The 22,074-nt window shown below is 63.4% G+C and carries 14 protein-coding genes; 11 read left to right on the top strand and 3 right to left on the bottom strand.

Annotation, left to right across the window (positions count from 1 at the left end; translation table 11 throughout):
* The first annotated feature begins 48 nt into the window (after positions 1-48).
* From mgtE to ACJ8HA_RS17270, 3 genes are all read left to right on the top strand, one after another.
* Positions 49-1,482: a magnesium transporter gene (gene mgtE / locus ACJ8HA_RS17280; RefSeq protein ID WP_442515414.1), complete on the top strand. Its 1,434-nt coding sequence runs from the start codon at positions 49-51 to the stop codon at positions 1,480-1,482.
* Positions 1,483-1,667: 185 nt separating this feature from the next.
* The gene (locus tag ACJ8HA_RS17275) at positions 1,668-4,997 is read left to right on the top strand and encodes a diguanylate cyclase (RefSeq protein ID WP_442515413.1); all 3,330 of its coding nucleotides are present in this window, start codon (positions 1,668-1,670) and stop codon (positions 4,995-4,997) included.
* A 193-nt stretch (positions 4,998-5,190) separates the two neighbouring features.
* A complete protein-coding gene (locus tag ACJ8HA_RS17270) occupies positions 5,191-5,544 on the top strand; it encodes a DNA-binding protein (protein ID WP_049209521.1) in 354 nt (117 codons plus the stop codon).
* Positions 5,545-5,550: 6 nt separating this feature from the next.
* Here ACJ8HA_RS17270 and alkA read toward each other — a convergent pair whose 3' ends face one another.
* A complete protein-coding gene (gene alkA / locus ACJ8HA_RS17265; RefSeq protein WP_025303854.1) occupies positions 5,551-7,041 on the bottom strand; it encodes a DNA-3-methyladenine glycosylase 2 in 1,491 nt (496 codons plus the stop codon).
* Positions 7,042-7,205: 164 nt separating this feature from the next.
* Between alkA and yegD the strand changes: the two genes are divergently transcribed.
* Both yegD and ACJ8HA_RS17255 read left to right on the top strand, forming a co-directional pair.
* Positions 7,206-8,558, top strand: coding sequence for a molecular chaperone (gene yegD, locus ACJ8HA_RS17260; protein WP_442515412.1), 1,353 nt, complete (start codon positions 7,206-7,208; stop codon positions 8,556-8,558).
* Positions 8,559-8,609: 51 nt separating this feature from the next.
* On the top strand, positions 8,610-9,176 hold the full coding sequence (locus tag ACJ8HA_RS17255) for a GNAT family N-acetyltransferase (RefSeq protein ID WP_025303856.1): 567 nt from the start codon (positions 8,610-8,612) through the stop codon (positions 9,174-9,176).
* Here ACJ8HA_RS17255 and ACJ8HA_RS17250 read toward each other — a convergent pair.
* Both ACJ8HA_RS17250 and ACJ8HA_RS17245 read right to left on the bottom strand, forming a co-directional pair.
* Positions 9,173-9,790 (bottom strand): pyridoxamine 5'-phosphate oxidase family protein, encoded by a 618-nt coding sequence (locus ACJ8HA_RS17250; protein ID WP_025303857.1) that lies wholly within the window; start codon positions 9,788-9,790, stop codon positions 9,173-9,175. The two genes, ACJ8HA_RS17255 and ACJ8HA_RS17250, sit on opposite strands and share 4 nt — an antisense overlap.
* Positions 9,791-9,858: 68 nt before the next feature.
* Entirely contained in the window at positions 9,859-10,812 is a 954-nt protein-coding gene (locus tag ACJ8HA_RS17245; protein ID WP_049204848.1) for an aldo/keto reductase, read from the bottom strand.
* A gap of 272 nt (positions 10,813-11,084) precedes the next feature.
* On the opposite strand from ACJ8HA_RS17245, the gene ACJ8HA_RS17240 reads away from it, so the two are divergent.
* From ACJ8HA_RS17240 to baeR, 6 genes are read left to right on the top strand one after another with little or no spacing between them, the layout of a single operon-like run.
* Positions 11,085-12,338, top strand: a complete 1,254-nt coding sequence (locus ACJ8HA_RS17240; protein WP_442515411.1) for an MdtA/MuxA family multidrug efflux RND transporter periplasmic adaptor subunit — start codon at positions 11,085-11,087, stop codon at positions 12,336-12,338.
* Positions 12,338-15,457 carry an MdtB/MuxB family multidrug efflux RND transporter permease subunit gene (locus ACJ8HA_RS17235; RefSeq protein WP_442515410.1) on the top strand — a complete coding sequence of 1,040 codons (3,120 nt, stop codon included), beginning with the start codon at positions 12,338-12,340 and terminating at the stop codon, positions 15,455-15,457. The genes ACJ8HA_RS17240 and ACJ8HA_RS17235 overlap by 1 nt, the downstream gene beginning before the upstream one ends.
* The gene (mdtC, locus tag ACJ8HA_RS17230; RefSeq protein ID WP_197826836.1) at positions 15,454-18,534 is read left to right on the top strand and encodes a multidrug efflux RND transporter permease subunit MdtC; all 3,081 of its coding nucleotides are present in this window, start codon (positions 15,454-15,456) and stop codon (positions 18,532-18,534) included. Before ACJ8HA_RS17235 ends, mdtC begins: the two co-directional genes overlap by 4 nt.
* Positions 18,535-18,544: 10 nt before the next feature.
* Entirely contained in the window at positions 18,545-19,975 is a 1,431-nt protein-coding gene (locus ACJ8HA_RS17225) for an MFS transporter (RefSeq protein ID WP_049204855.1), read from the top strand.
* Positions 19,972-21,354, top strand: a complete 1,383-nt coding sequence (gene baeS / locus ACJ8HA_RS17220) for a two-component system sensor histidine kinase BaeS (RefSeq protein WP_049204856.1) — start codon at positions 19,972-19,974, stop codon at positions 21,352-21,354. Before ACJ8HA_RS17225 ends, baeS begins: the two co-directional genes overlap by 4 nt.
* Positions 21,354-22,070: a two-component system response regulator BaeR gene (gene baeR, locus ACJ8HA_RS17215; protein WP_004941568.1), complete on the top strand. Its 717-nt coding sequence runs from the start codon at positions 21,354-21,356 to the stop codon at positions 22,068-22,070. The genes baeS and baeR overlap by 1 nt, the downstream gene beginning before the upstream one ends.
* Positions 22,071-22,074: the final 4 nt, after the last annotated feature.

The raw sequence follows: 22,074 nt of genomic DNA, 5'->3' as shown, positions 1-22,074 counted from the left end.
TTTTAATGAGCCTGCGTCAGGAACGCCGAGCGCCCGTTAAGGAACACCATGTCAGCCGCAACCCATAACGTCAAAAAAGTCGCTGAACACCGCCAGCGCATTCTCACTCTGCTGTTGAACAATAAGGAATTGGTCGACGGCATTCTCGGCCGGCCAGGCGATGAACACGCCCTCAGCCAAAGCGAACGGCTGAACCAAACGGCGGAAATCACCGGCCTGTTGGACGATATGCACGCCGCCGACCTGGCGGACCTGCTGGAAGCGCTGCCGCAGGACGAACGCATGGCGCTGTGGCGGCTGGTGGGCAACAGCAAGCGCGGCCAGACGCTGGTGGAAGTCGCCGAGCCGGTCTGGGACAGCCTGATCGAGGAAATGAGCGACAAAGACCTGCTCAAGGCGATCAAAACGCTGGATGTCGACGAACAGGCCTACCTGGCGCAATACCTGCCGCGTAACCTGATGGGCCGGTTGCTGACCTCGCTGGAGCCGGAGCAGCGCGCCCAGGTGCGCGAGATGAGCCAATACGCCAAAGACAGCGTCGGCTGGATGATGGATTTCGAACTGGTGACGGTGCGGCCGGACGTCACGCTCGGCGCGGTGCACCGCTTTTTGCGCATGCGCAAAACCATTCCCGACGCCACCGATAAACTGTTCGTCACCGACCGCAAAAACACCCTGCTGGGCGAGCTGCCGCTGACCGCGGTGCTGCTGAACGATCCGGAGATCCCGGTGCGCGACGTGATGGACAGCGATCCCGCCACCTTTCAGCCTGAGGACAAGGCCGATGATGCGGCCGGCGCCTTCGAACGTTATGACCTGATCAGCGCCCCGGTGGTTGATGCCAAAGGCAAACTGATGGGCCGCCTGACCATCGAAGAGATCGTCGACGCCGTCAACGAAGAGAGCGACACCAACCTGCGCCGCATGGGCGGTTTAAGCCCGGAAGAAGACGTGTTCGCCCCGGTCAGCAAAGCGGTCAAAACCCGCTGGGCCTGGCTGGCGATCAACCTCTGCACCGCATTCATCGCCTCCCGCGTGATTGGCCTGTTCGAACACACCATTTCCCAGCTGGTGGCGCTGGCGGCGCTGATGCCGATCGTCGCCGGCATCGGCGGCAACACCGGCAACCAAACCATCACCATGATTGTGCGCGCACTGGCACTGCACCAGATTGAAGTCGGCAACATCTCGCGCCTGATGCTCAGGGAGCTGGGCGTCGCCATCATCAACGGCGTGGTGTGGGGCGGCATCATGGGCGTGATCACCTGGCTGCTGTACGGCGACGCGGCGATGGGCGGGGTGATGACGCTGGCGATGCTGCTCAACCTGCTGCTGGCGGCGCTGATGGGCGTGGTGATCCCGATGACCATGCTCAAACTGGGCCGCGATCCGGCGGTCGGCTCCAGCGTGCTCATCACCGCGCTGACCGACACCGGCGGCTTCTTCATCTTCCTCAGCCTCGCCACCCTGTTCCTGCTGTAAGACGCTCAAAGCCGGCCCCGCGCCGGCTTTCTCGTCATTCTGTCGCCGGGCCTGCGCTAATGCAGTAAAGTCGGCCCTCCCGGTAGGTTTTCCTCTCACGCTGTACTACCCTTTGCCAATAAATCGTCTTAATTCATTCACGTCATGAATTCAATCACAGGCAGAGGCCATTGGTAAGGGTGTCTATGGAGATCAGCGCGCCGAACACGTTCGGCACACACAAAGGCGTCGTGCTGACGCATTCCCTGTTCGTGGCGCTGGCGACGTTTTTGCTCGCCTTGCTGAGCCTGTCGTTATCCAGTGAGGCTCATCACTTCACGCCGCTGTGGTTCCCGACCGCCGCCGCGATCGCCGTGCTGTATCGCCATCCCCCGCGTCATTGGGGTTTGCCGCTACTGGCCAGCGGCACAGGCATCGTGCTCGCCAGCTTCCTGCTGTTCGGCCTCAGCGCCATTCCCGTCAAGCTGGCCGCCATCAACCAGCTGGAAGCGGCAGTGTGCGCTCTGCTGCTGCGCCGCACGCTGCCGGCGATCGATCCGCTGAGCGATCTGGGCTGTTGGCTGCGCTTCGTGGTCTGCGCGGTGATATTTACCCCATTGTTCAGCGCGCTGCTGGCCGCCGGACTGACCCCCACGCCGGACCAGACGTTTTGGCAATCGTTCGGCACCTGGTTCATCGCTGAGGCGATAGGGGTGCTGTCGCTGGCGCCGCTCGGGCTCACCTATCACCGCCGCCTGTTGGCTGGGCTGAATCCGTATCCGCTGCTGTTGACCCTGATGGGATCGCTGGCCTTCAGCTATCTGGCGCTGACGCATCTGCCCTTCCCCTTTACCTTCGTCATCCTGCCGCTGCTGTGGGCGGCTATCGCCCTGTCGCGCTTCGAAACCTTCACCGTCTGTTTCTGTACAATCCTGCTGATCACCGTCCTGCTGTCGCTGGGCCTGATGCGCCTTACGTCTTCCCGGCACACTTTCCTGGGCGAACTCGGCCTCTATCTGCCGATGTTGCTGATCCTGATCCCGGCGCACGCCATGGCGATGGTGATGCACACATTCCGGGTGGAAAAGCAACATATCGTCGAGAGCGAAAGCCGCTTTCGCAGCGCGCTGGAGTATTCCGCCATCGGCATGGCGCTGGTGTCGCCGGAGGGCAAATGGCTGCAGGTTAACCAGGCGCTGTGCAAGCTGCTCGGCTATCCGCCCGAAAGACTTTATCGCCTGACCTTTCAAGAGATCACCCACCCGGACGATCTGAACGCCGACCTATCCCAACTGCACGAACTGCTCGACGGCCATATCAGCAGCTACACCCTAGAGAAGCGCTATATCCGCAGCGACGGCCAGACGGTCTGGGCGCTGCTGGCGGTCTCGCTGGTGCGCGACGGCGAAGGCCGGCCGTTGTACTTCATCTCTCAGGTGGAGGACATCAGCGACCTTAAGCGCAGCGAGGCGGAGAACAACCGGTTGGTGGAGCGCATCACGCTGGCCAACCAGGTGGGCGGCGTCGGCATCTGGGAATGGGTGATGGGCCAGGAAAACTTCACCTGGGATCAGCGCATGTTCGAACTCTACGATCTCACCCCCGACCAAACGCCGACGCTGGCGTTGTGGCGCACCCTGCTGGTGCCGGAAGATCGCGAGCGCACCGATCGCGAACTGGCCGAGATCCTGGCGCAGCCGCGGCCATTCATCATGGAGTTTCGCATCACGACGCGCGGCGGCAAAGTGCGCCATATCCGCGGCCAGGGCAACGTGATCCTCGACGATCAGAGTCGGCCGCTGCGCCTGATCGGCACCAATATCGACATGACCGAGCTCAAGAGCCTCGCCGAGGCGCTGCACGAAGAAAAGGAGCGCCTGCACATCACTCTCGACGCCATCGGCGAAGGGGTGATCTCCACCGACAGCCACCTGCGTATCACCTTTATGAACCCGGTGGCGGAACAGATGTGCGGCTGGCCGCTCGAACTGGCGATCGGTATGCCCGTCGCCGGCGTGGTGCGCCTGACCAACGGCAAAGACGGCCCGGAAATCGAAAACCTCACGCAATACCCACGGCAGTGGCCGGCGGATTATGCGCTGGTGCTGCACAGCCGCGACGGGCGTTATTTCGACGTGCAGCAGTCGGTCTCACCGCTGAAAACCCTCGACGGGGAAACCATGGGTGCGGTGATGGTGCTGCAGGACGTCACCGCTTCGCGCGAACTGATGAAAAAACTCAGCTACAGCGCCTCGCACGATGCGCTGACCGGGTTGCCGAACCGCACCCGCTTCGAGAAACAGCTGAAAGCGGCGATCGTCGCCGGCGGGGAACCGTCGTCGCCGCATTCGCTGGTGTTCCTCGATCTGGATCGGTTCAAGGCGGTGAACGACACCGCCGGCCATGCGGCGGGCGATGCCCTGCTGCGGGACATCGCCCAGCTGATGCAGCATCAGCTGCGCCATAGCGACTGCCTGGCCCGGCTGGGCGGCGACGAGTTCGGGCTGATCCTGTACGACTGCCGGCTGGAACAGGCCAAGTCGCTGGTGCAGCAAGTGGTTAATCAAATCAGCCAGCACCCGTTCTACTGGGAAGGGAAGATTTACCGCGTCGGCGCCAGCGCCGGCATCACACGCATCAGCGCCGACGCCAAAAGCAGCGAACTGCTGGCGCAGGCCGATATCGCCTGCTACACCGCCAAGCACCAGGGGCGCGGTCAGGTTTATCTGTACGAAACGCGGCAGAAACAACGGCTGGAGCGGCAGCACGAGGTGCTGAGCCTGCAGGAAGTGCAGACGATCATCAGCGAGGGGCAACTGCGGCTGCTGACTCACGCGGTCGCGCCGCCGGCGACGCCGCTGTCGGCCGCGTTTCACCAGGTGAAGCTGCAGGTGATGGCGCCGGACGAGTGCCCGCTGTCGCACGAGGCGTTCATCGCCGCCGCGCAGCTGTACGGCCTGATGCCGGACATCGACCGTTGGACGGCGGCGCAACTGCTGGTGAAATATGCCGACGACATCAAACGCAAAGGGCTGTCGCTCGCGCTGCCGCTGGCTATCGACAGTCTGCTCAGCGCCGACTTCCAGCGCGAGCTGACGGAAACGGTGCGCGCTTCCTCGCTGCCGCCGCAGGCGCTGCTGTTCAGCGTCGACGAGGCCGCGATACTGGAACACGCCGCGCAGTGTCGGGCATTTCTCCGCGAACTGCAGCAGCAGGGCTGCCGGCTGATCGTCAACGGCTTCGGGCATAACATCAATGCGTTCGATGAGCTCAGCGACCAGAGAATCGACATCATTCGCATCGATGAGCGCTTTATCACCAACGTGCACTGCAACCAGATGGACGAGCTGATGGTCGCGATGCTCAACGGCGCGGCGCATCGAATCAAGGCGCAGACGCTCGCCGGGCCGGCCCACCAGCCGGTGACGCTGCAGGCGCTGCGCGATATCGGCATCGATCTGGCGGACGGCGATCAGGTGGCGCTGGAGCAGCCGCTGGCGGTGTTGCTCAGCGACGGTTATTTCGGCATTCGCTAATCCCTCTTCCTCACCGGCGCTGTCGCACGGGCGCCGCCGCACTCCCCCGTATTTCACATTGTGTTAACCCATACGAGATTAGTGATATAAATAACACCTTAGGCTTAAACGATTAAGTAAGATGAATCGCCCATGCGAGTATCAGCGTATCCGTTGATTTTCCTCGACATGTGATGACTCAGGATAAGGGACTATGGAAAAGAAATGGTTTTCCGCCAGGGAACTGATGGGGAAGGCGGGGTTGCCCTCAACCCCACAAGGAGTCAATTTGATGGCCCGGCGAGAAGGCTGGGTCAGTCGCCGCCGCAGCGGCGTACAGGGCAAAGCGCTGGAATACCATATCGACAGCCTGCCATTCGGCGCGCGCAGCCTCTCGGCGTTGCACGAGGCCGATCATCCGGACTACGACGTCAAACGCCAGGATCCAATACGGGTCTGGATCGAGTATTACTATCACCTGACGCCGGCCGAACGGGAAAAGCTGCTGGCGTTCCTGATGCGTGAAGGCATGAGCCGCCTGCTGCAGCTGATCGACGCCCCCCGCTAGCCACGTTCAACTCTCCCCTTCCGGCGCCCAGCCGCCGTTGTGCCACAGGTGCAGCGTGGCGTAAGAGCGCCACGGGCGCCAGCGCTCGGCGTAGCGTTCAATCTGGCGCGGCGTCATGCCAGGGAAACGTTGTTTGATCAGGTAGTCGCCGGCCAGGAACACGTCCGGCCACGACCAGGCGCGCATCGCGATATAGCTGGCGGTCCAACTGCCGATGCCCGGCAGCGCGGTCAGCGCCTTGATGCCCTGTTCGATATCCAGCACGTTATCGAGCTGCAGCCGTCCTTCGCCTAGCGCGCGGGCGATCTCGATCAGCGCCGCCGCACGCTTCACCTGCACCCCGAGCGGGCGCAGTTCTTCGGGCTGCAGCTGCGCCACCCGTTCTGCGGTGGGGAAAACGTGGGTGATGCCCTCATGCGGCGTCGCCAGCGCTTCGCCCCAACGTTCGGCCATCCGCCCGGCGAAGGTCGCCGCCATTTTCACGCTGACCAGTTGCCCCAGCACCGCACGCGTCGCCTGCTCGAAACTGTTCACGCAGCCCGGCAGGCGCAATCCCGGCGCATCGGCCGCCAGCGAGCCCAGCGCCTCATTAATGCGATCCGGCGCGGCGTCCAGATCAAACAGCAAGCGGACCCGGCGCAACACCTCCGTCGTCACCAGACTGAGCGTCGGCGCGATCTCGACCCGAACCCGATTGCGCGCCTCTTCCGGCTGCACGCTGAACCAGCCGCGGTGTTCAGTGCCACCCTGGCTGACGGCGATCGAGCGCAGGTAGCGGCGCCCCTCGACCCGCTCCACGCCCTGCACGGCGCGCGCCTGCAAGAAATTCAGCATGCGCGCCCAGTCATAGGGCGGCCGATAGCCCAGGTGAAACACCAACCCGCTGGCGGCCGCCCGTTCACCGCGCGCGCCGCCGCTGCGCAGCGCCGACGGGATCAGGCGGTAGCGCGCCTTGAACAGCTCGTTGAAACGCCGCAGGCTGCCGAAACCGGCGGCGAACGCCACCTCGCTGAGCGGCAGGTCGGTATCCGCCAGCAGACGCTTGGCCTGTAGCAACCGGTGTGACTGCGCGTAATCGATCGGCGAAGCGCCAAACTGTTCGGCGAAGATACGCCGCAGGTGGCGATCGGAAATGCCCAGCCGCGCCGCCAGCGCTTCGCAGCTGTGCTCGGACAGATAACCTTGCTCGATGAGCTGCACCGCCACCTGGGCATAGCGGTTGCCCAGATCGATCAGCGCCAGGCCAGGGGCCAGTTCCGGTCGGCATTTGAGGCAGGGGCGAAACCCCGCCAGTTCAGCCGCCGCCGCGCTCGGATAAAAGGTGCAGTTTTCCCGCTTCGGCGTGCGGGCGCTGCACACCGGGCGACAATAGATGCCGGTGGAAGAGACGCCGACGAAAAAACGGCCGTCGAATTTGCGGTCACGCGCGCGCAGCGCGTCGTACAACGCTTGCTGTTGAGTATTCATGGCAACGCTCGGGTTCGGTTTTTTCTGCATTATGGGGCTCGCCTGACGCGCTGACGTGCGGAATTCGGACATTAAGTTAAGCACGCCGCCGCCGCGCCCGCTAAATTTTTCGACACTCGCGCATTGGTGCATTGCCCGCCGGCCCCGTCTCGGGTAAAGTCGCCCCCCTTCATTGGCATGGGGACAAAAAAGAGATGTTTATTGGATTCGATTACGGGACAGCCAACTGTTCCGTTGCAGTGATGCGCGACCACGGCCCCGAGCTGTTGACGCTGGAAAACAACGAGCCGTATCTGCCTTCGATGCTGTGCGCGCCGACCCGCGAAGCGGTGAGCGAATGCCTGCACCGCCATTGGCAGGTGCCGACCGGCAGCGAAGAAAACCAGCAGCTGCTGCGCCGCGCCATCAGTTACAACCGCGAAGAAGACATTCCGGTCAACGGCGACAGCGTGCTGTTCGGCCTGCAGGCGCTGGCGCACTATATGGAAGATCCCGAAGAGGTGTACTTCGTGCGCTCGCCGAAGTCCTTCCTCGGCGCCAACGGCCTGAAACCGCAGCAGATCGCGCTGTTCGAAGACCTGGTGTGCGCCATGATGTTCCACATCAAACGCCAGGCGGAAAACGTGCTGCAGACCGGCATCGATCAGGCGGTGATCGGCCGGCCGATCAACTTCCAGGGCATCGGCGGCGACGAAGCCAACCGGCAGGCGCAAGGCATTTTGCAGCGCGCCGCCGAACGTGCCGGTTTCAAGGACATTGAATTCCAGTTCGAGCCGGTGGCGGCGGGGCTGGACTTCGAGGCGACGCTGAGCGAAGAGCAAACCGTGCTGGTGGTAGACATCGGCGGCGGCACCACCGACTGCTCGGTGCTGCTGATGGGGCCGCAGTGGCGCGACCGCGCCGATCGCCAGCAGAGCCTGCTGGGCCACAGCGGCTGCCGGGTCGGCGGTAACGATCTGGACATCATGCTGGCCTTCAAACAGCTGATGCCGCTGTTCGGCCTGGGCGGCGAAACCGCGAAGGGCATCGCCCTGCCGGCGCTGCCTTACTGGAACGCGGTGGCGACCAACGACGTGCCGGCGCAAAATGACTTCTACAGCGCCGCCAACGGCCGCGTCCTGCGCGATCTGATCCTCGACGCGGCGGAGCCGGAAAAGGTCAAACGCCTGCTGAAAGTGTACCAACAGCGCCTGAGCTACCGATTGGTGCGGGCGGCCGAAGAGAGTAAGATCGCCCTGTCCGGCCAAACGGCCATCAGCGCGCCGCTCAATTTCGTGCAGGCCGATCTGGCGGAGAGCATCAGCCAGGCTCAGCTCGCCGACGCCATTTCGCAGCCGTTGATGCGCATTCAGGAGCAGGTCAGCGCCGCGCTGGCCAGCAGCCAGACCGCGCCGCAGGTGATCTACCTGACCGGCGGCAGCGCACGCTCACCCCTGCTGCGCGCCGCGCTGCAACAGCAGCTGCCGGGCATTCCGATCGTCGGCGGCAACGACTTCGGCTCGGTCACCGCCGGGCTGGCGCTCTGGGCGCAAACGCTGTTCCGTTGACAGCCCAAGGGCGCGGCTCGCCGCGCCCTTGTTCATTGGAGGCTATGCATCATGTCGACCATCCTTACCCTCGACAGCGCCAGGCTGCGGCTGCGCGCCTGGCGCGACGACGATCTGCCGGCCTTCGCCGCGCTTAACGCCGATCCGCAGGTGATGCGCTATTTCCCGGCGACGATGACGGCCGAGGAAAGCCACGCGCAGGCCGAACGCATCCGCGCCTTCATGCAACAACATAGCTGGGGGCTATGGGCGGTGGAAGTGAAAGGCGGCGCGCCTTTTATCGGTTTTGTCGGGCTGGCGCGGCCGGGCGACGATCTGCCTTGTGCCCCCTGCGTGGAGATTGGCTGGCGGCTGGCGGCGGCTCACTGGGGCAACGGCTACGCCGCTGAAGCGGCGCGCGCCGCGCTGGCGTACGCCTTCGACACGCTGCGCTTGCCGGAAGTGGTGTCCTTCACCGCCGAAAATAACCAGCCGTCGCGCCGGGTGATGACGCGCATCGGCATGCAGTTTGACGGCGAAACCTTCCTGCATCCGCGCCTGCCGACGGGCCATCCGCTGCAAAAGCACGTCTTGTATCGGCTGAACCGGCAAATGTGGCGCGAACGCCACGGCGATTAATACAGCGTATCCTTCAGTCGCTGCGGCAGCGCGCTGTCGTACTCCTCACCGTCGAAGCGCGTTTGGCTCACCGCGGCCAAAATATGGCCGGGGCTGGGCAGCGCCGAACGTTCGAGGCGGCTGCCCTCTTCCCACAATCCCGAACGCAAGATCGCCCGGCTGCACTGGAAGAACACCGCCTCCACCCGAATGCGCAGCACCGAACGCGGCAGCTGGTTGCGGTGGACGAAGCGCTGCAGCATCGCCGGCGCCACCACGATTTCCGCCCGCCCGTTAATCCGCAGCGTTTCGCCGATGCCGGGGATCAGCAACAGCAGCGCCACCCGGTTGTCGTGCAGGATATTGCGCAGGCTGTCGATGCGGTTATTGCCGCGACGGTCCGGCAGCAGCAGGGTTTTCTCGTCTTCGATATGGATAAAACCGGCCGGATCGCCGCGCGGAGAGACATCCATGCCGTCCGGCCCGACCGTCGAGAGCGCGGCAAACGGCGCCGCCTCGATAAACGGGCGGTACGCCGGGTGAATATAGCTGACTTCTTTAAAAACCGAGGGCGCGGCGGGTTTGCCGTACAGCTGTTCCAGCGTCGCGAGGTCGTTGATGGTATCACCAGACATTGCGGGTTCCTGAATGGGCCATGTTAACCTCTTCAGCATAGAGCAAAATCGCCGCCGAGTAACGCCCCCTACTCGGCGCTGGCGTCGTTCAGCGCCTGAATGTCGTCCGCATCCAGCGTCAGGCGGGTGGCGCTGACCAACTCATCCAGCTGCGGCAACGAGGTCGCACTGACGATCGGCGCGGTGATGCTCGGGCGCGCTATCAGCCAGGCCAGCGAAACCTGCGCCGGGGAGCTGCCGTGTTTGCCCGCCACCTGATCCAGCGCCGCCAGAATGCGGAAACCGCGCGGGTTCAGGTAGCGTTCGACGATGCGATCGCCGCGCTGGCTTTTGCCCTCGTCCGCTTTGCTGCGGTATTTGCCGGTCAGAAAACCACTGGCCAGCGCGAAGAAGTTGATCACCCCGAGGCCATGGCGCTGCGCCACGCCTTCCAGCTCGGCTTCATACCCTTCGCGCGCATACAGGTTATATTCCGGCTGCAGGGTTTCGTAGCGCGCCAATCCGTTGCTCTCGCTCACCCGCAGCGCTTCTTCCAGGCGATCCGCCTGATAGTTGGAGGCGCCGATCGCCCGCACCTTGCCGGCCTTGATCAGCGCATCGAACGCCGCCAGCGTCTCTTCCAGCGGCGTATCGCGGTCATCGTCGTGCGACTGATAAAGATCGATATAATCGGTTTGCAGGCGACGCAGCGAGTCCTCCACCGCCTGCTGAATATAGCGCGGCGACAGCCCCTGCTTGCCTTCGCCCATCGGTTTGCCCACCTTGGTGGCGATGATCACCTGGTCGCGCTTGCCGCTCTTCTTCAGCCATTCGCCGATGACGGTTTCCGATTCGCCGCCCCGGTTGCCCGGCGCCCAGCTGGAATAAACGTCGGCGGTATCGATAAAGTTGAGCTGATTGTCCACCAGCGCATCCAGCAGGCTGAACGAGGTCGCTTGATCCGCCGTCCAGCCGAACACGTTGCCACCGAAGGTTAACGCCGGCACCTGAATGCCTGAACGACCCAGTTGTTTCTTGCTCATCACAAAGGCTCCATGGGTTAAATGATTTGCCTGTTAATTATTAGCGCCAAATACAGGAAATCGTTAAAACGTATTGGCTATAAGCCGGAATAAATCACTTATAAACATAGCACGCGCAAATCACCCACTTATTAAGACAATGCTGACGGTTCCTCCATATTTCCTTCATTTTTATGCCGTCTTCGCTGGCTAAACTAGTATCCTGTAAGGAGTGTCATTTTTGTGGCAATGAGTGCCCGCGCCCCTGCCTTTTGGAGAGAATTTTCACCACCATGAATGCAAAACCCCAACGTCGTTCCCTGCTGCTGCGCCTGCTGGTTGCGGCGATTGCGATCATCGTCGCCGTTCTGGCCTGGCGCCATTTCAGCGCCACCCAACCGACCGCTGGGACGACGCCGGGCGCGCACCAGGCCGCCGGTAAAACGGGAGCGGGCCGCGCGGCGGGCGGCAGACGCGGCGCGCCGATGTCGCCGGTGCAAGCGGCGACCGCCACGCAACAGACGGTGCCACGCTATCTTTCCGGCTTGGGCACCGCCACCGCCGCCAATACCGTGACCGTCACCAGCCGGGTCGATGGCCAACTGATGGCGATCCACTTTACCGAAGGCCAGCAGGTCAAAGCCGGCGATCTGCTGGCGGAAATCGATCCCCGGCCATTCCAGGTTCAGTTGACCCAGGCTCAGGGGCAGTTGGCAAAAGATCAGGCCACGCTGGCCAACGCCCGACGCGATTTGGCGCGCTATCAGCAGCTGGTGAAAACCAATCTGGTGTCCCGTCAGGAGCTGGATACGCAGGCCTCGCTGGTGCAGCAGACCGAAGGCGCGATCAAGGCCGATCAGGGCGCGGTCGACAGCGCCAAACTGCAGATCACCTACAGCCGCATCACTGCGCCAATCGACGGCCGCGTCGGCCTGAAACTGGTCGACGTCGGCAACTACGTTACCAGCGGCAGCACCACCGGTCTGGTGGTGATCACGCAGACGCACCCGATCGACGTGGTGTTCACGCTGCCCGAAGGCAACATCGCCGATCTGCTCAAGGCGCAAAAAGCCGGGCCGGTGAGCGTCGAAGCCTGGGATCGCACCAACCAGAACAAGCTGACGACCGGTTCGCTGCTGAGCCTGGACAACCAGATTGATACCGCCACCGGCACCATCAAGCTGAAAGCGCGCTTCGCCAACGAAGATGACGCGCTGTTCCCCAATCAGTTCGTCAACGCGCGGCTGCAGGTGGATACCCTGCACGATGCGGTGGTGATCCCGACCGCTGCGCTGCAGATGGGCAACGAGGGCAACTTCGTTTGGACGCTCGGCGAAGACAACAAGGTCAGCAAACATCGGGTCACCGCCGGCGTGCAGGACAGCCGACAGGTGGTGATCAGCGCCGGTCTCAACGCCGGCGATCGGGTGGTGACCGACGGCATCGATCGCCTGACCGAAGGCATGCAGGTGGAAGTGCTCGCGCCGAGCGAAGCGCCGGCGGCGGCCAACGCCAAGCGCGAACCTGACGTTCAGAGGAAGTCCTGATGCAGGTGATGCCTCCCAACGCCGGCGGCGGTCCGTCCCGCCTGTTTATTCTGCGTCCGGTCGCCACCACGCTGCTGATGGTGGCAATATTGCTGGCGGGGATTATCGGTTATCGCGCGCTGCCGGTGTCCGCCCTGCCGGAGGTGGATTACCCCACTATCCAGGTGGTGACGCTGTACCCCGGCGCCAGCCCGGACGTGGTGACCTCTGCCATTACCGCGCCGCTGGAACGCCAGTTCGGCCAGATGTCCGGCCTGAAGCAAATGGCGTCGCAAAGCTCCGGCGGCGCCTCGGTGGTCACACTGCAGTTCCAGTTGGCGCTGCCGCTCGACGTCGCGGAGCAGGAAGTGCAGGCGGCGATCAACTCCGCCACCAACCTGCTGCCGACCGATTTGCCTTACCCGCCGATCTACAGCAAGGTTAACCCCGCCGATCCGCCGATCCTGACGCTGGCCGTGACCTCCACCGCCATGCCGATGACGCAGGTGGAAGACATGGTGGAAACCCGCGTGGCGCAAAAAATTTCTCAGGTGACCGGCGTCGGCCTGGTGACGCTGGCCGGCGGTCAACGCCCGGCAGTGCGCGTAAAATTGAACGCGGCGGCGGTCGCCGCCTATGGCCTGAACAGTGAAACCATTCGCGCCGCCATCAGCAACGCCAACGTCAACTCGGCGAAAGGCAGCCTTGACGGCCCGACCCGATCGGTCACCCTCTCCGCCAACGACCAAATGAAATCTGCCGACGACTATCGCCAGCTGATCGTCGCCTATCAGAACGGCGCGGCGATCCGCCTGCAGGATATCGCCACCATCGAACAAGGGGCGGAAAATACCCGACTGGCGGCCTGGGCCAACAAGCAACAGGCGATCGTGCTGAACATCCAACGCCAGCCCGGCGTCAACGTCATCACCACCGCCGACAGCATCCGCGAAATGCTGCCGACGCTGATTAAAAGCCTGCCCAAGTCAGTCGACGTCAAGGTGTTGACCGATCGCACCACCACCATCCGCGCCTCGGTTAGCGACGTGCAGTTCGAGCTGCTGCTGGCGATCGCGCTGGTGGTGATGGTGATCTACGTGTTCCTGCGCAACGTGCCGGCGACCATTATCCCCAGCGTGGCGGTGCCGCTGTCGCTGGTGGGCACCTTCGCCGCCATGTACTTCCTTGGCTTCTCCATCAACAACCTGACGCTGATGGCGCTGACCATCGCCACCGGCTTCGTGGTGGACGACGCCATCGTGGTGATCGAGAACATCTCGCGCTACATCGAGAAAGGGGAAAAACCGCTCGACGCCGCGTTGAAAGGGGCCGGCGAGATCGGCTTCACCATCATCTCTCTGACCTTCTCGCTGGTGGCGGTGCTGATCCCGCTGCTGTTCATGGGCGACATCGTCGGCCGCCTGTTCCGCGAGTTCGCCGTCACGCTGGCGGTGGCAATTTTGATCTCCGCCGTGGTGTCGCTGACGCTGACGCCGATGATGTGCGCACGCATGCTCAGCCACGAATCGCTGCGCAAGCAGAACCGTTTTTCCGCCGCCTCCGAACGCTTTTTCGACCGGGTGATCGCGCAATATGGCAAGTGGCTGAAAACGGTGCTTAACCATCCCTGGCTGACGCTCGGCGTGGCCGTGGGCACGCTGGCGCTGACGGTATTGCTGTACCTGCTGATCCCGAAAGGTTTCTTCCCGGTGCAGGACAACGGCATCATTCAGGGCACGCTGGAGGCGCCGCAGAGCGTCTCGTTCAGCAACATGGCCGAGCGCCAGCAGCAGGTCGCGGCGCAGATCCTCAAAGATCCGGCGGTGGAGAGCCTGACCTCGTTCGTCGGCGTCGACGGCAGCAACGCCACGCTCAACAGCGGCCGGCTGCAGATCAACCTGAAGCCGCTGAGCGAACGCAGCGAGCGCATTCCGGCGATCATCAGCCGCCTGCAGCAGCAAACGGCGCAGTTCCCCGGCGTGAAGCTGTATCTGCAACCGGTGCAGGATCTGACCATCGATACCCAGGTCAGCCGCACCCAGTACCAGTTCACCCTGCAGGCGATGTCGCTGGACGATCTCAGCCTGTGGGTGCCGCAGCTGATGGATGCGCTGAAGCAAACCCCGCAGCTGGCGGACGTCACCAGCGACTGGCAGGATCAGGGGCTGGTGGCCTATGTCAACGTCGATCGCGATTCGGCCTCCCGCCTCGGCGTCACCATGAGCGACGTGGACAATGCGCTGTACAACGCGTTCGGCCAGCGCCTGATCTCCACCATCTACACCCAGGCCAATCAATACCGCGTGGTGCTGGAGCACGACGTCAGCGCGACACCGGGGTTGGCGGCGCTCAATGAGATCCGTCTGAGCGGCAACGACGGCGCCGTGGTGCCGCTGAGCGCCATCGCCAAAATCGAAGAGCGCTTCGGCCCGCTGTCGGTGAACCATCTCGACCAGTTCCCGTCGGCCACCGTTTCGTTCAACGTCGCCGACGGCTACTCGCTCGGCGAGGCGGTCGACGCGGTCACCCAGGTGGAAAAAAATCTCAATATGCCAAGGGACATCACCACCCAATTCCAGGGGGCGACCCTGGCCTTCCAGGCGGCGCTCGGCAGCACGCTGTGGCTGATTTTGGCGGCGGTGGTGGCGATGTACATCGTGCTGGGCGTGCTGTATGAAAGCTTCATTCATCCGGTCACCATCCTCTCCACCCTGCCGACCGCCGGGGTCGGCGCCCTGTTGGCGCTGATGTTGGCCGGCAGCGAGCTGGACGTGATCGCCATCATCGGCATCATCCTGCTGATCGGCATTGTGAAGAAGAACGCCATCATGATGATCGACTTCGCGCTGGCGGCGGAACGCGAGCAGGGTTTATCGCCGCGCGACGCCATCTATCAGGCCTGTCTGCTGCGTTTCCGGCCGATCTTGATGACCACGCTGGCGGCCTTGCTCGGCGCGCTGCCGCTGATGCTGAGCACCGGCGTCGGCGCGGAGCTGCGGCATCCGCTCGGCGTCTGTATGGTCGGTGGTTTGATCATGAGCCAGATCCTGACGCTGTTCACCACGCCGGTGATCTACCTGCTGTTTGACAAGCTGGCGCGCAACACGCATCGCCAGCTGGATACGCAGGAGCTGCCGTGAAATTCTTCGCCCTGTTCATTCACCGGCCGGTGGCCACCACCCTGCTGACGCTGGCCATCGCCATCAGCGGCGCGATCGGCTTTCGCCTGCTGCCGGTGTCGCCGCTGCCGCAGGTGGATTTTCCGGTGATTTCGATCAGCGCGTCGCTGCCGGGCGCCTCGCCGGAAACCATGGCGTCCTCGGTGGCGACGCCGCTGGAGCGCGCGCTGGGCCGCATCGCCGGGGTTAACGAAATGACCTCGATGAGTTCGCTCGGCAGTACCCGCGTCATTTTGCAGTTCGATCTCGATCGCGACATCAACGGCGCCGCGCGCGACGTGCAGGCGGCGATCAACGCCGCGCAAAGCCTGCTGCCGACCGGCATGCCGAGCCGCCCCAGCTACCGTAAGGTCAACCCTTCCGACGCGCCGATCATGATCCTGACGCTGACCTCGGACACCTACAGTCAGGGGCAGCTTTACGATTTCGCCTCCACCCAGCTGGCGCAGAAGATCAGCCAGACCGAGGGCGTCGGCGACGTTTCCGTAGGCGGCAGCTCGCTGCCGGCGGTGCGGGTGGAGCTGAACCCTTCGGCGCTGTTCAATCAGGGCGTGTCGCTGGACAGCGTGCGGCAGGCCATCGCCAACGCCAACGTGCGCCGTCCGCAGGGCGCCGTGGAAAACCCGCAGCAGCGCTGGCAGATCCAGGCCAACGACGCGCTGAAAACCGCCGATGCTTATCGTCCGCTGATCATTCATTACAACAACGGCTCGGCGGTGCGTTTAGCCGACGTGGCCGAGGTCAAAGACTCGGTGCAAGACGTGCGTAACGCCGGGATGACCGACGCCAAACCGGCGATCATTCTGGCCATCAGCCGCGCGCCGGACGCCAACATCATCGAAACCGTCGATCGCATTCGCGCCGAGCTGCCCGCCCTGCAGGAGAATATCCCGGCCTCGATTCAACTCAACGTCGCGCAGGATCGTTCGCCAACCATCCGCGCGTCGCTGGCCGAGGTGGAACAGTCGCTGGCGATCGCCATCGGGCTGGTGATCCTGGTGGTGTTCATCTTCCTGCGCTCCGGGCGCGCCACGCTGATCCCGGCGGTCGCCGTGCCGGTGTCGCTGATCGGCTCGTTCGCCGCCATGTATCTGTGCGGCTTCAGCCTCAACAACCTGTCGCTGATGGCGCTGACCATCGCCACCGGCTTTGTGGTGGACGACGCCATCGTGGTGCTGGAAAACATTTCCCGCCACGTCGAGGCCGGCATGAAACCGATCAACGCCGCGCTGCTGGGCGCGCGGGAAGTCGGCTTCACCGTGCTGTCGATGAGCGTTTCGCTGGTGGCGGTGTTTATCCCGCTGCTGCTGATGGAAGGCCTGCCCGGCCGGCTATTCCGCGAGTTCGCCGTCACCCTGTCGGTATCGATCGGGCTGTCGCTCATCGTCTCGCTGACGCTCACGCCGATGATGTGTGCCTATTTGCTGCGCCACCAGCCGGCGCGTTCGCAGCGGCGCGCGCGCGGCTTCGGCAAAATGCTGCTGGCGCTGCAGCAGGGTTACGGACGCTCGCTGAACTGGGTGCTCGGCCACTCGCGCTGGGTGCTGGCGGTGTTCCTCGCCACCGTTGCGCTCAACGTCTGGCTGTATATCAGCATCCCGAAAACCTTCTTCCCTGAACAGGATACCGGGCGTCTGATGGGCTTTATCCAGGCCGACCAAAGCATTTCGTTCCAGGCGATGCGCGGCAAACTGGAAGACTTCATGAAAATCGTGCGCGAAGATCCGGACGTGGAAAACGTCACCGGTTTTACCGGCGGCTCGCGCACCAACAGCGGTTCGATGTTCATCTCACTGAAACCCCTGTCGGTACGCAGCGACGACGCGCAGAAAGTGATCGCCCGCCTGCGTGCCCGCCTGGCCAAAGAACCGGGCGCCAGCCTGTTTCTGATGGCGGTACAGGATATCCGCGTCGGCGGCCGGCAGGCCAACGCCAGCTACCAATATACGCTGCTGGCGGACGATCTCTCCGCGCTGCGCGAATGGGAGCCGAAGATCCGCACCGCGCTGGCCGCATTGCCCGAGCTGGCGGACGTCAACTCGGATCAGCAGGATAAAGGCTCGGAGATGGATCTGGTCTACGATCGCGAAACCATGGCGCGCCTCGGCATTTCGGTGTCCGACGCCAACAACCTGTTGAACAACGCCTTCGGCCAGCGACAGATTTCGACCATCTATCAACCGCTCAACCAATACAAAGTCGTGATGGAAGTGGCGCCGCCCTACACTCAGGACGTGAGCTCGTTGGACAAAATGTTCATCATCAACAACGAAGGCAAGGCGATACCGCTCTCCTACTTCGCCAGTTGGCGACCGGCCAACGCGCCGCTGTCGGTCAACCATCAGGGGCTGTCCGCCGCCTCGACCATCTCCTTTAACCTGCCGGACGGCGGCAGCCTGTCGGACGCCACCGCGGCGGTAGAGCGCACCATGACTCAGCTCGGCGTGCCGTCCACGGTGCGCGGCGCGTTCGCCGGCACCGCCCAGGTATTCCAGGACACCCTGAAGTCGCAGCTCATCCTGATCCTGGCAGCGATCGCCACGGTGTATATCGTGCTCGGCGTGCTGTATGAGAGCTATATCCATCCGCTGACCATCCTTTCCACGCTGCCTTCCGCCGGCGTGGGGGCGCTGCTGGCGCTCGAGCTGTTCGGCGCACCGTTCAGCCTGATCGCGCTGATCGGCATCATGCTGTTGATCGGTATCGTGAAGAAAAATGCCATCATGATGGTCGACTTCGCGCTCGAAGCGCAGCGCAATGGCGGCATCAGCGCCCGCGAGGCGATTTTCCAGGCCAGCCTGCTGCGTTTCCGGCCGATCATGATGACCACGCTGGCGGCGTTGTTCGGCGCGCTGCCGCTGGTGCTGACCCGCGGCGACGGCGCGGAGCTGCGCCAGCCGCTCGGCATCACCATCGCCGGCGGCCTGGTGATGAGCCAGCTGCTGACGCTGTACACCACCCCGGTGGTCTACCTTTACTTCGACCGGCTGCAGGCGAAGTTCCGCCGCAACAAGCAACTGGCCCCGCTGCCCCATTAATGGCCGACCGATGCTGATGAAACACACCGCCACAGTACGCTGGCAACTCTGGATAGTGGCATTCGGCTTCTTTATGCAGACGCTGGATACCACTATCGTCAACACCGCCCTGCCCTCGATGGCCGCCAGCCTGGGGGAGAACCCGCTGCGCATGCAGTCGGTGATCGTCTCCTATGTGCTGACGGTGGCGGTGACGCTGCCGGCCAGCGGCTGGCTGGCGGACAAGGTCGGCGTACAGCGGGTGTTTTTCAGCGCCATCGTGCTGTTCACCCTCGGCTCCCTCCTCTGCGCCCGCTCGGAAACCCTGAACGAACTGATCGCCTCGCGCGTGCTTCAGGGCGTCGGCGGCGCGATGATGGTGCCGGTCGGCCGCCTGACGGTGATGAAAATCGTGCCGCGCGAGCAGTACATGGCGGCGATGACCTTCGTAACGCTGCCAGGCCAAATCGGCCCGCTGATGGGGCCGGCGCTGGGTGGCTTCCTGGTGCAATACGCCAGCTGGCATTGGATTTTCCTGATCAATATTCCGGTGGGCATCGTGGGCGCCATCGCTACACTGCTGCTGATGCCCAACTACCAAATGCAGACCCGCCGCTTCGACGTCAGCGGCTTTCTCCTGCTGGCGATCGGCATGGCGTCGCTGACGCTGGCGCTCGACGGCCACAAAGGCATGGGGCTGTCCGGCAGCGCCATCGCCGGCCTGGTGGCGCTGGGCGTGGCGGCGCTGTTGGGGTATGTTTGGCATGCATACGGCAATAGCCGCGCCCTGTTCTCGCTGCGGCTGCTGCGCACCCCGACTTACAAGATCGGACTGCTGGCCAGCCTGCTGGGGCGCATCGGCAGCGGCATGCTGCCGTTCATGACGCCGCTGTTTCTGCAGGTGGGCATGGGCTTCTCGCCGTTCCACGCCGGGCTGATGATGATCCCGATGATCATCGGCAGCATGGGCATGAAGCGCATCGTGGTGCAGGTGGTCAACCGCTTCGGCTACCGCAACGTGCTGGTGGCCGCCACGCTGCTGCTGGCGCTGGTCAGCCTGAGTTTCCTGCTGGCGGCGATGCTCGGCTGGCTGTGGCTGCTGCCGGTGGTGCTGTTCTTCCAGGGGATGGTCAACTCGCTGCGCTTCTCGGCGATGAACACCCTGACGCTGAAAGATCTGCCGGACCGGCTGGCCAGCAGCGGCAACAGCCTGCTGTCGATGGTCATGCAGCTGTCGATGAGCCTCGGCGTCAGCGTCGCCGGCATCTTGATCGGCAGCTTCGCCCATCACCAGGTGGTGGCCGATAGCCCAGCCATTCACAGCGCATTTATTTACAGCTACTGCTGTATGGCGTTGATTATCGCCCTGCCCGCGCTCGCCTTCGCGCGCGTGCCGGCCGATAGCGCGCCCAACCGCACGCTGACCAAAGAGCCGGGTACCGGCTCAACGAGGTTGCAATGAGGATAGGCATTACCGGGAAGCTGTTCCTGGCCATTTTCGCTACCTGCATGCTGGTGTTGATCACCATGCATTGGGGGGTGCGCGTCAGCTTTGAGCGCGGCTTTATCGATTACATCAAGAGCAGCAACGAGCAGCGCATCAACATGCTGAGCGAAGCGCTGGAGGAACAGTACAGCCATCATGGCAATTGGATATTCCTGCGCAACAACGATCAGGTGGTCTACCAAATCATGCGTTCGTTCGAGCAGAACAGCGACAGCAGCCACAATCTGCCGCCCAAGGGCTGGCGCACCCAGTTTTGGGTGGTGGACAGCCAGTTCAATCGGCTGGTCGGGCATTCCGGCCCGTTGCCGAAAGAGGGGCCGCGCCATCCAATCCGCTATAACAACGAGATCGTCGGCTGGGTGCTCACCACCCCGGTCGAGCGCCTGACGCGCAATACGGACATCAACTTCGATCGCCAGCAGCGGCGCACCAGTTGGATTATCGTCGCGCTCTCCACCCTGTTGGCAGCGGCGGTGACCTGGCTGCTGTCGCGCGGCATGCTGGCCCCGGTCAAGCGCCTGGTGGCGGGCACCCACCGCCTGGCGGCGGGCGATTTCACCACCCGCGTGGCGGTCAGCAGCCAGGATGAACTGGGCAGGCTGGCGCACGACTTCAACCAGTTGGCCACCTCGCTGGAAAAAAACGAGCAGATGCGTCGCGCCTTTATGGCCGACGTGTCGCACGAGCTACGCACGCCGCTGGCGGTGCTGCGCGGCGAGCTGGAGGCGCTGCAGGACGGCGTGCGCCAGCCGACGCCGGCGTCGCTCAGCTCGCTGCAGGCTGAGGTATCCACCTTGACCAAACTGGTCGACGACCTGCACCAGCTGTCGCTCTCCGATCTCGGCGCGCTGGCCTATCGCAAGGCGCAGGTGGACTGCGTGCACCTGGTGCAGATCGCCGTCGCCGCCTTCCGCGAACGCTTCCGCGCCAAAGGGCTGGAGATCGTCACCCATCTGCCGGCCCAGGCGCCGCTGTTCGGCGATCCCGATCGCCTGAACCAGCTGTTCAATAACCTGTTGGAAAACAGCCTGCGTTACACCGACGTCGGTGGCCGGCTGGAGATCGGCGCCGAGCTGCAGCCGGGGAGACTGATCCTCTGCTGGCAGGACAGCGCGCCGGGCATCAGCGATCAGCAACTGACGCGCATTTTCGAACGCTTCTATCGGGCGGAAGGTTCACGCAACCGCGCCAGCGGCGGCTCAGGGCTGGGGTTGGCGATCTGCCACAACATCGTGGAAGCGCACGACGGGAAAATCCGCGCCGAGCATTCGCCTTTAGGCGGCGTGCGCATTACAGTAGAATTTGCTACCCCGATAAAAAATAAGGCGCCCTGATGGACATTCAGAATCAACCCGTGCAGATCATGATTGTTGAAGATGAGCCCAAGCTGGGCCAGCTGCTGGTGGATTATCTGCAGGCGGCGGGCTACGCCACCCGCTGGCTGACCAACGGTAATGAAGTGGTGCCGACCGTGCACCAGCATCCGCCGGCGCTGATCTTACTCGACCTGATGTTGCCAGGGGCCGACGGCCTGACGGTGTGCCGCGAGCTGCGCCGCTTCAGCGACGTGCCTATCGTCATGGTGACGGCGAAAATCGAAGAGATTGACCGCCTGTTGGGATTGGAGATCGGCGCCGACGATTACATCTGCAAACCCTACAGCCCGCGTGAAGTGGTGGCGCGAGTGAAAACCATCCTGCGCCGCAGCTATCGGCCGCAGGAGAACGCGCGGGAAGATGATCTGCTGCACATCGATGAACCGCGCTTCCAGGCCAGCTATCAGGGGCAGTTGCTGGATCTGACGCCGGCGGAGTTCCGCCTGCTGAAAACGCTGGCCAGCCAGCCAGGCAACGTGTTTTCTCGCGAGCAGCTGCTGAACAACCTGTACGACGACTACCGGGTGGTCACCGACCGCACCATCGACAGCCACATCAAAAACCTGCGCCGCAAGCTGGAACTGATCGACGGGGAAAAATCCTTTATTCGCTCGGTATACGGTGTGGGCTACCGCTGGGAAGCCGAGCCCTGCCGGTTGATGAATGGGGTTTAGAGGG

Origin of the sequence: Serratia sp. CY33802, assembly GCF_052169095.1 — a bacterium.
Lineage (GTDB): Bacteria > Pseudomonadota > Gammaproteobacteria > Enterobacterales > Enterobacteriaceae > Serratia > Serratia bockelmannii.
This window is presented reverse-complemented; position numbering and strand designations above follow the sequence as displayed.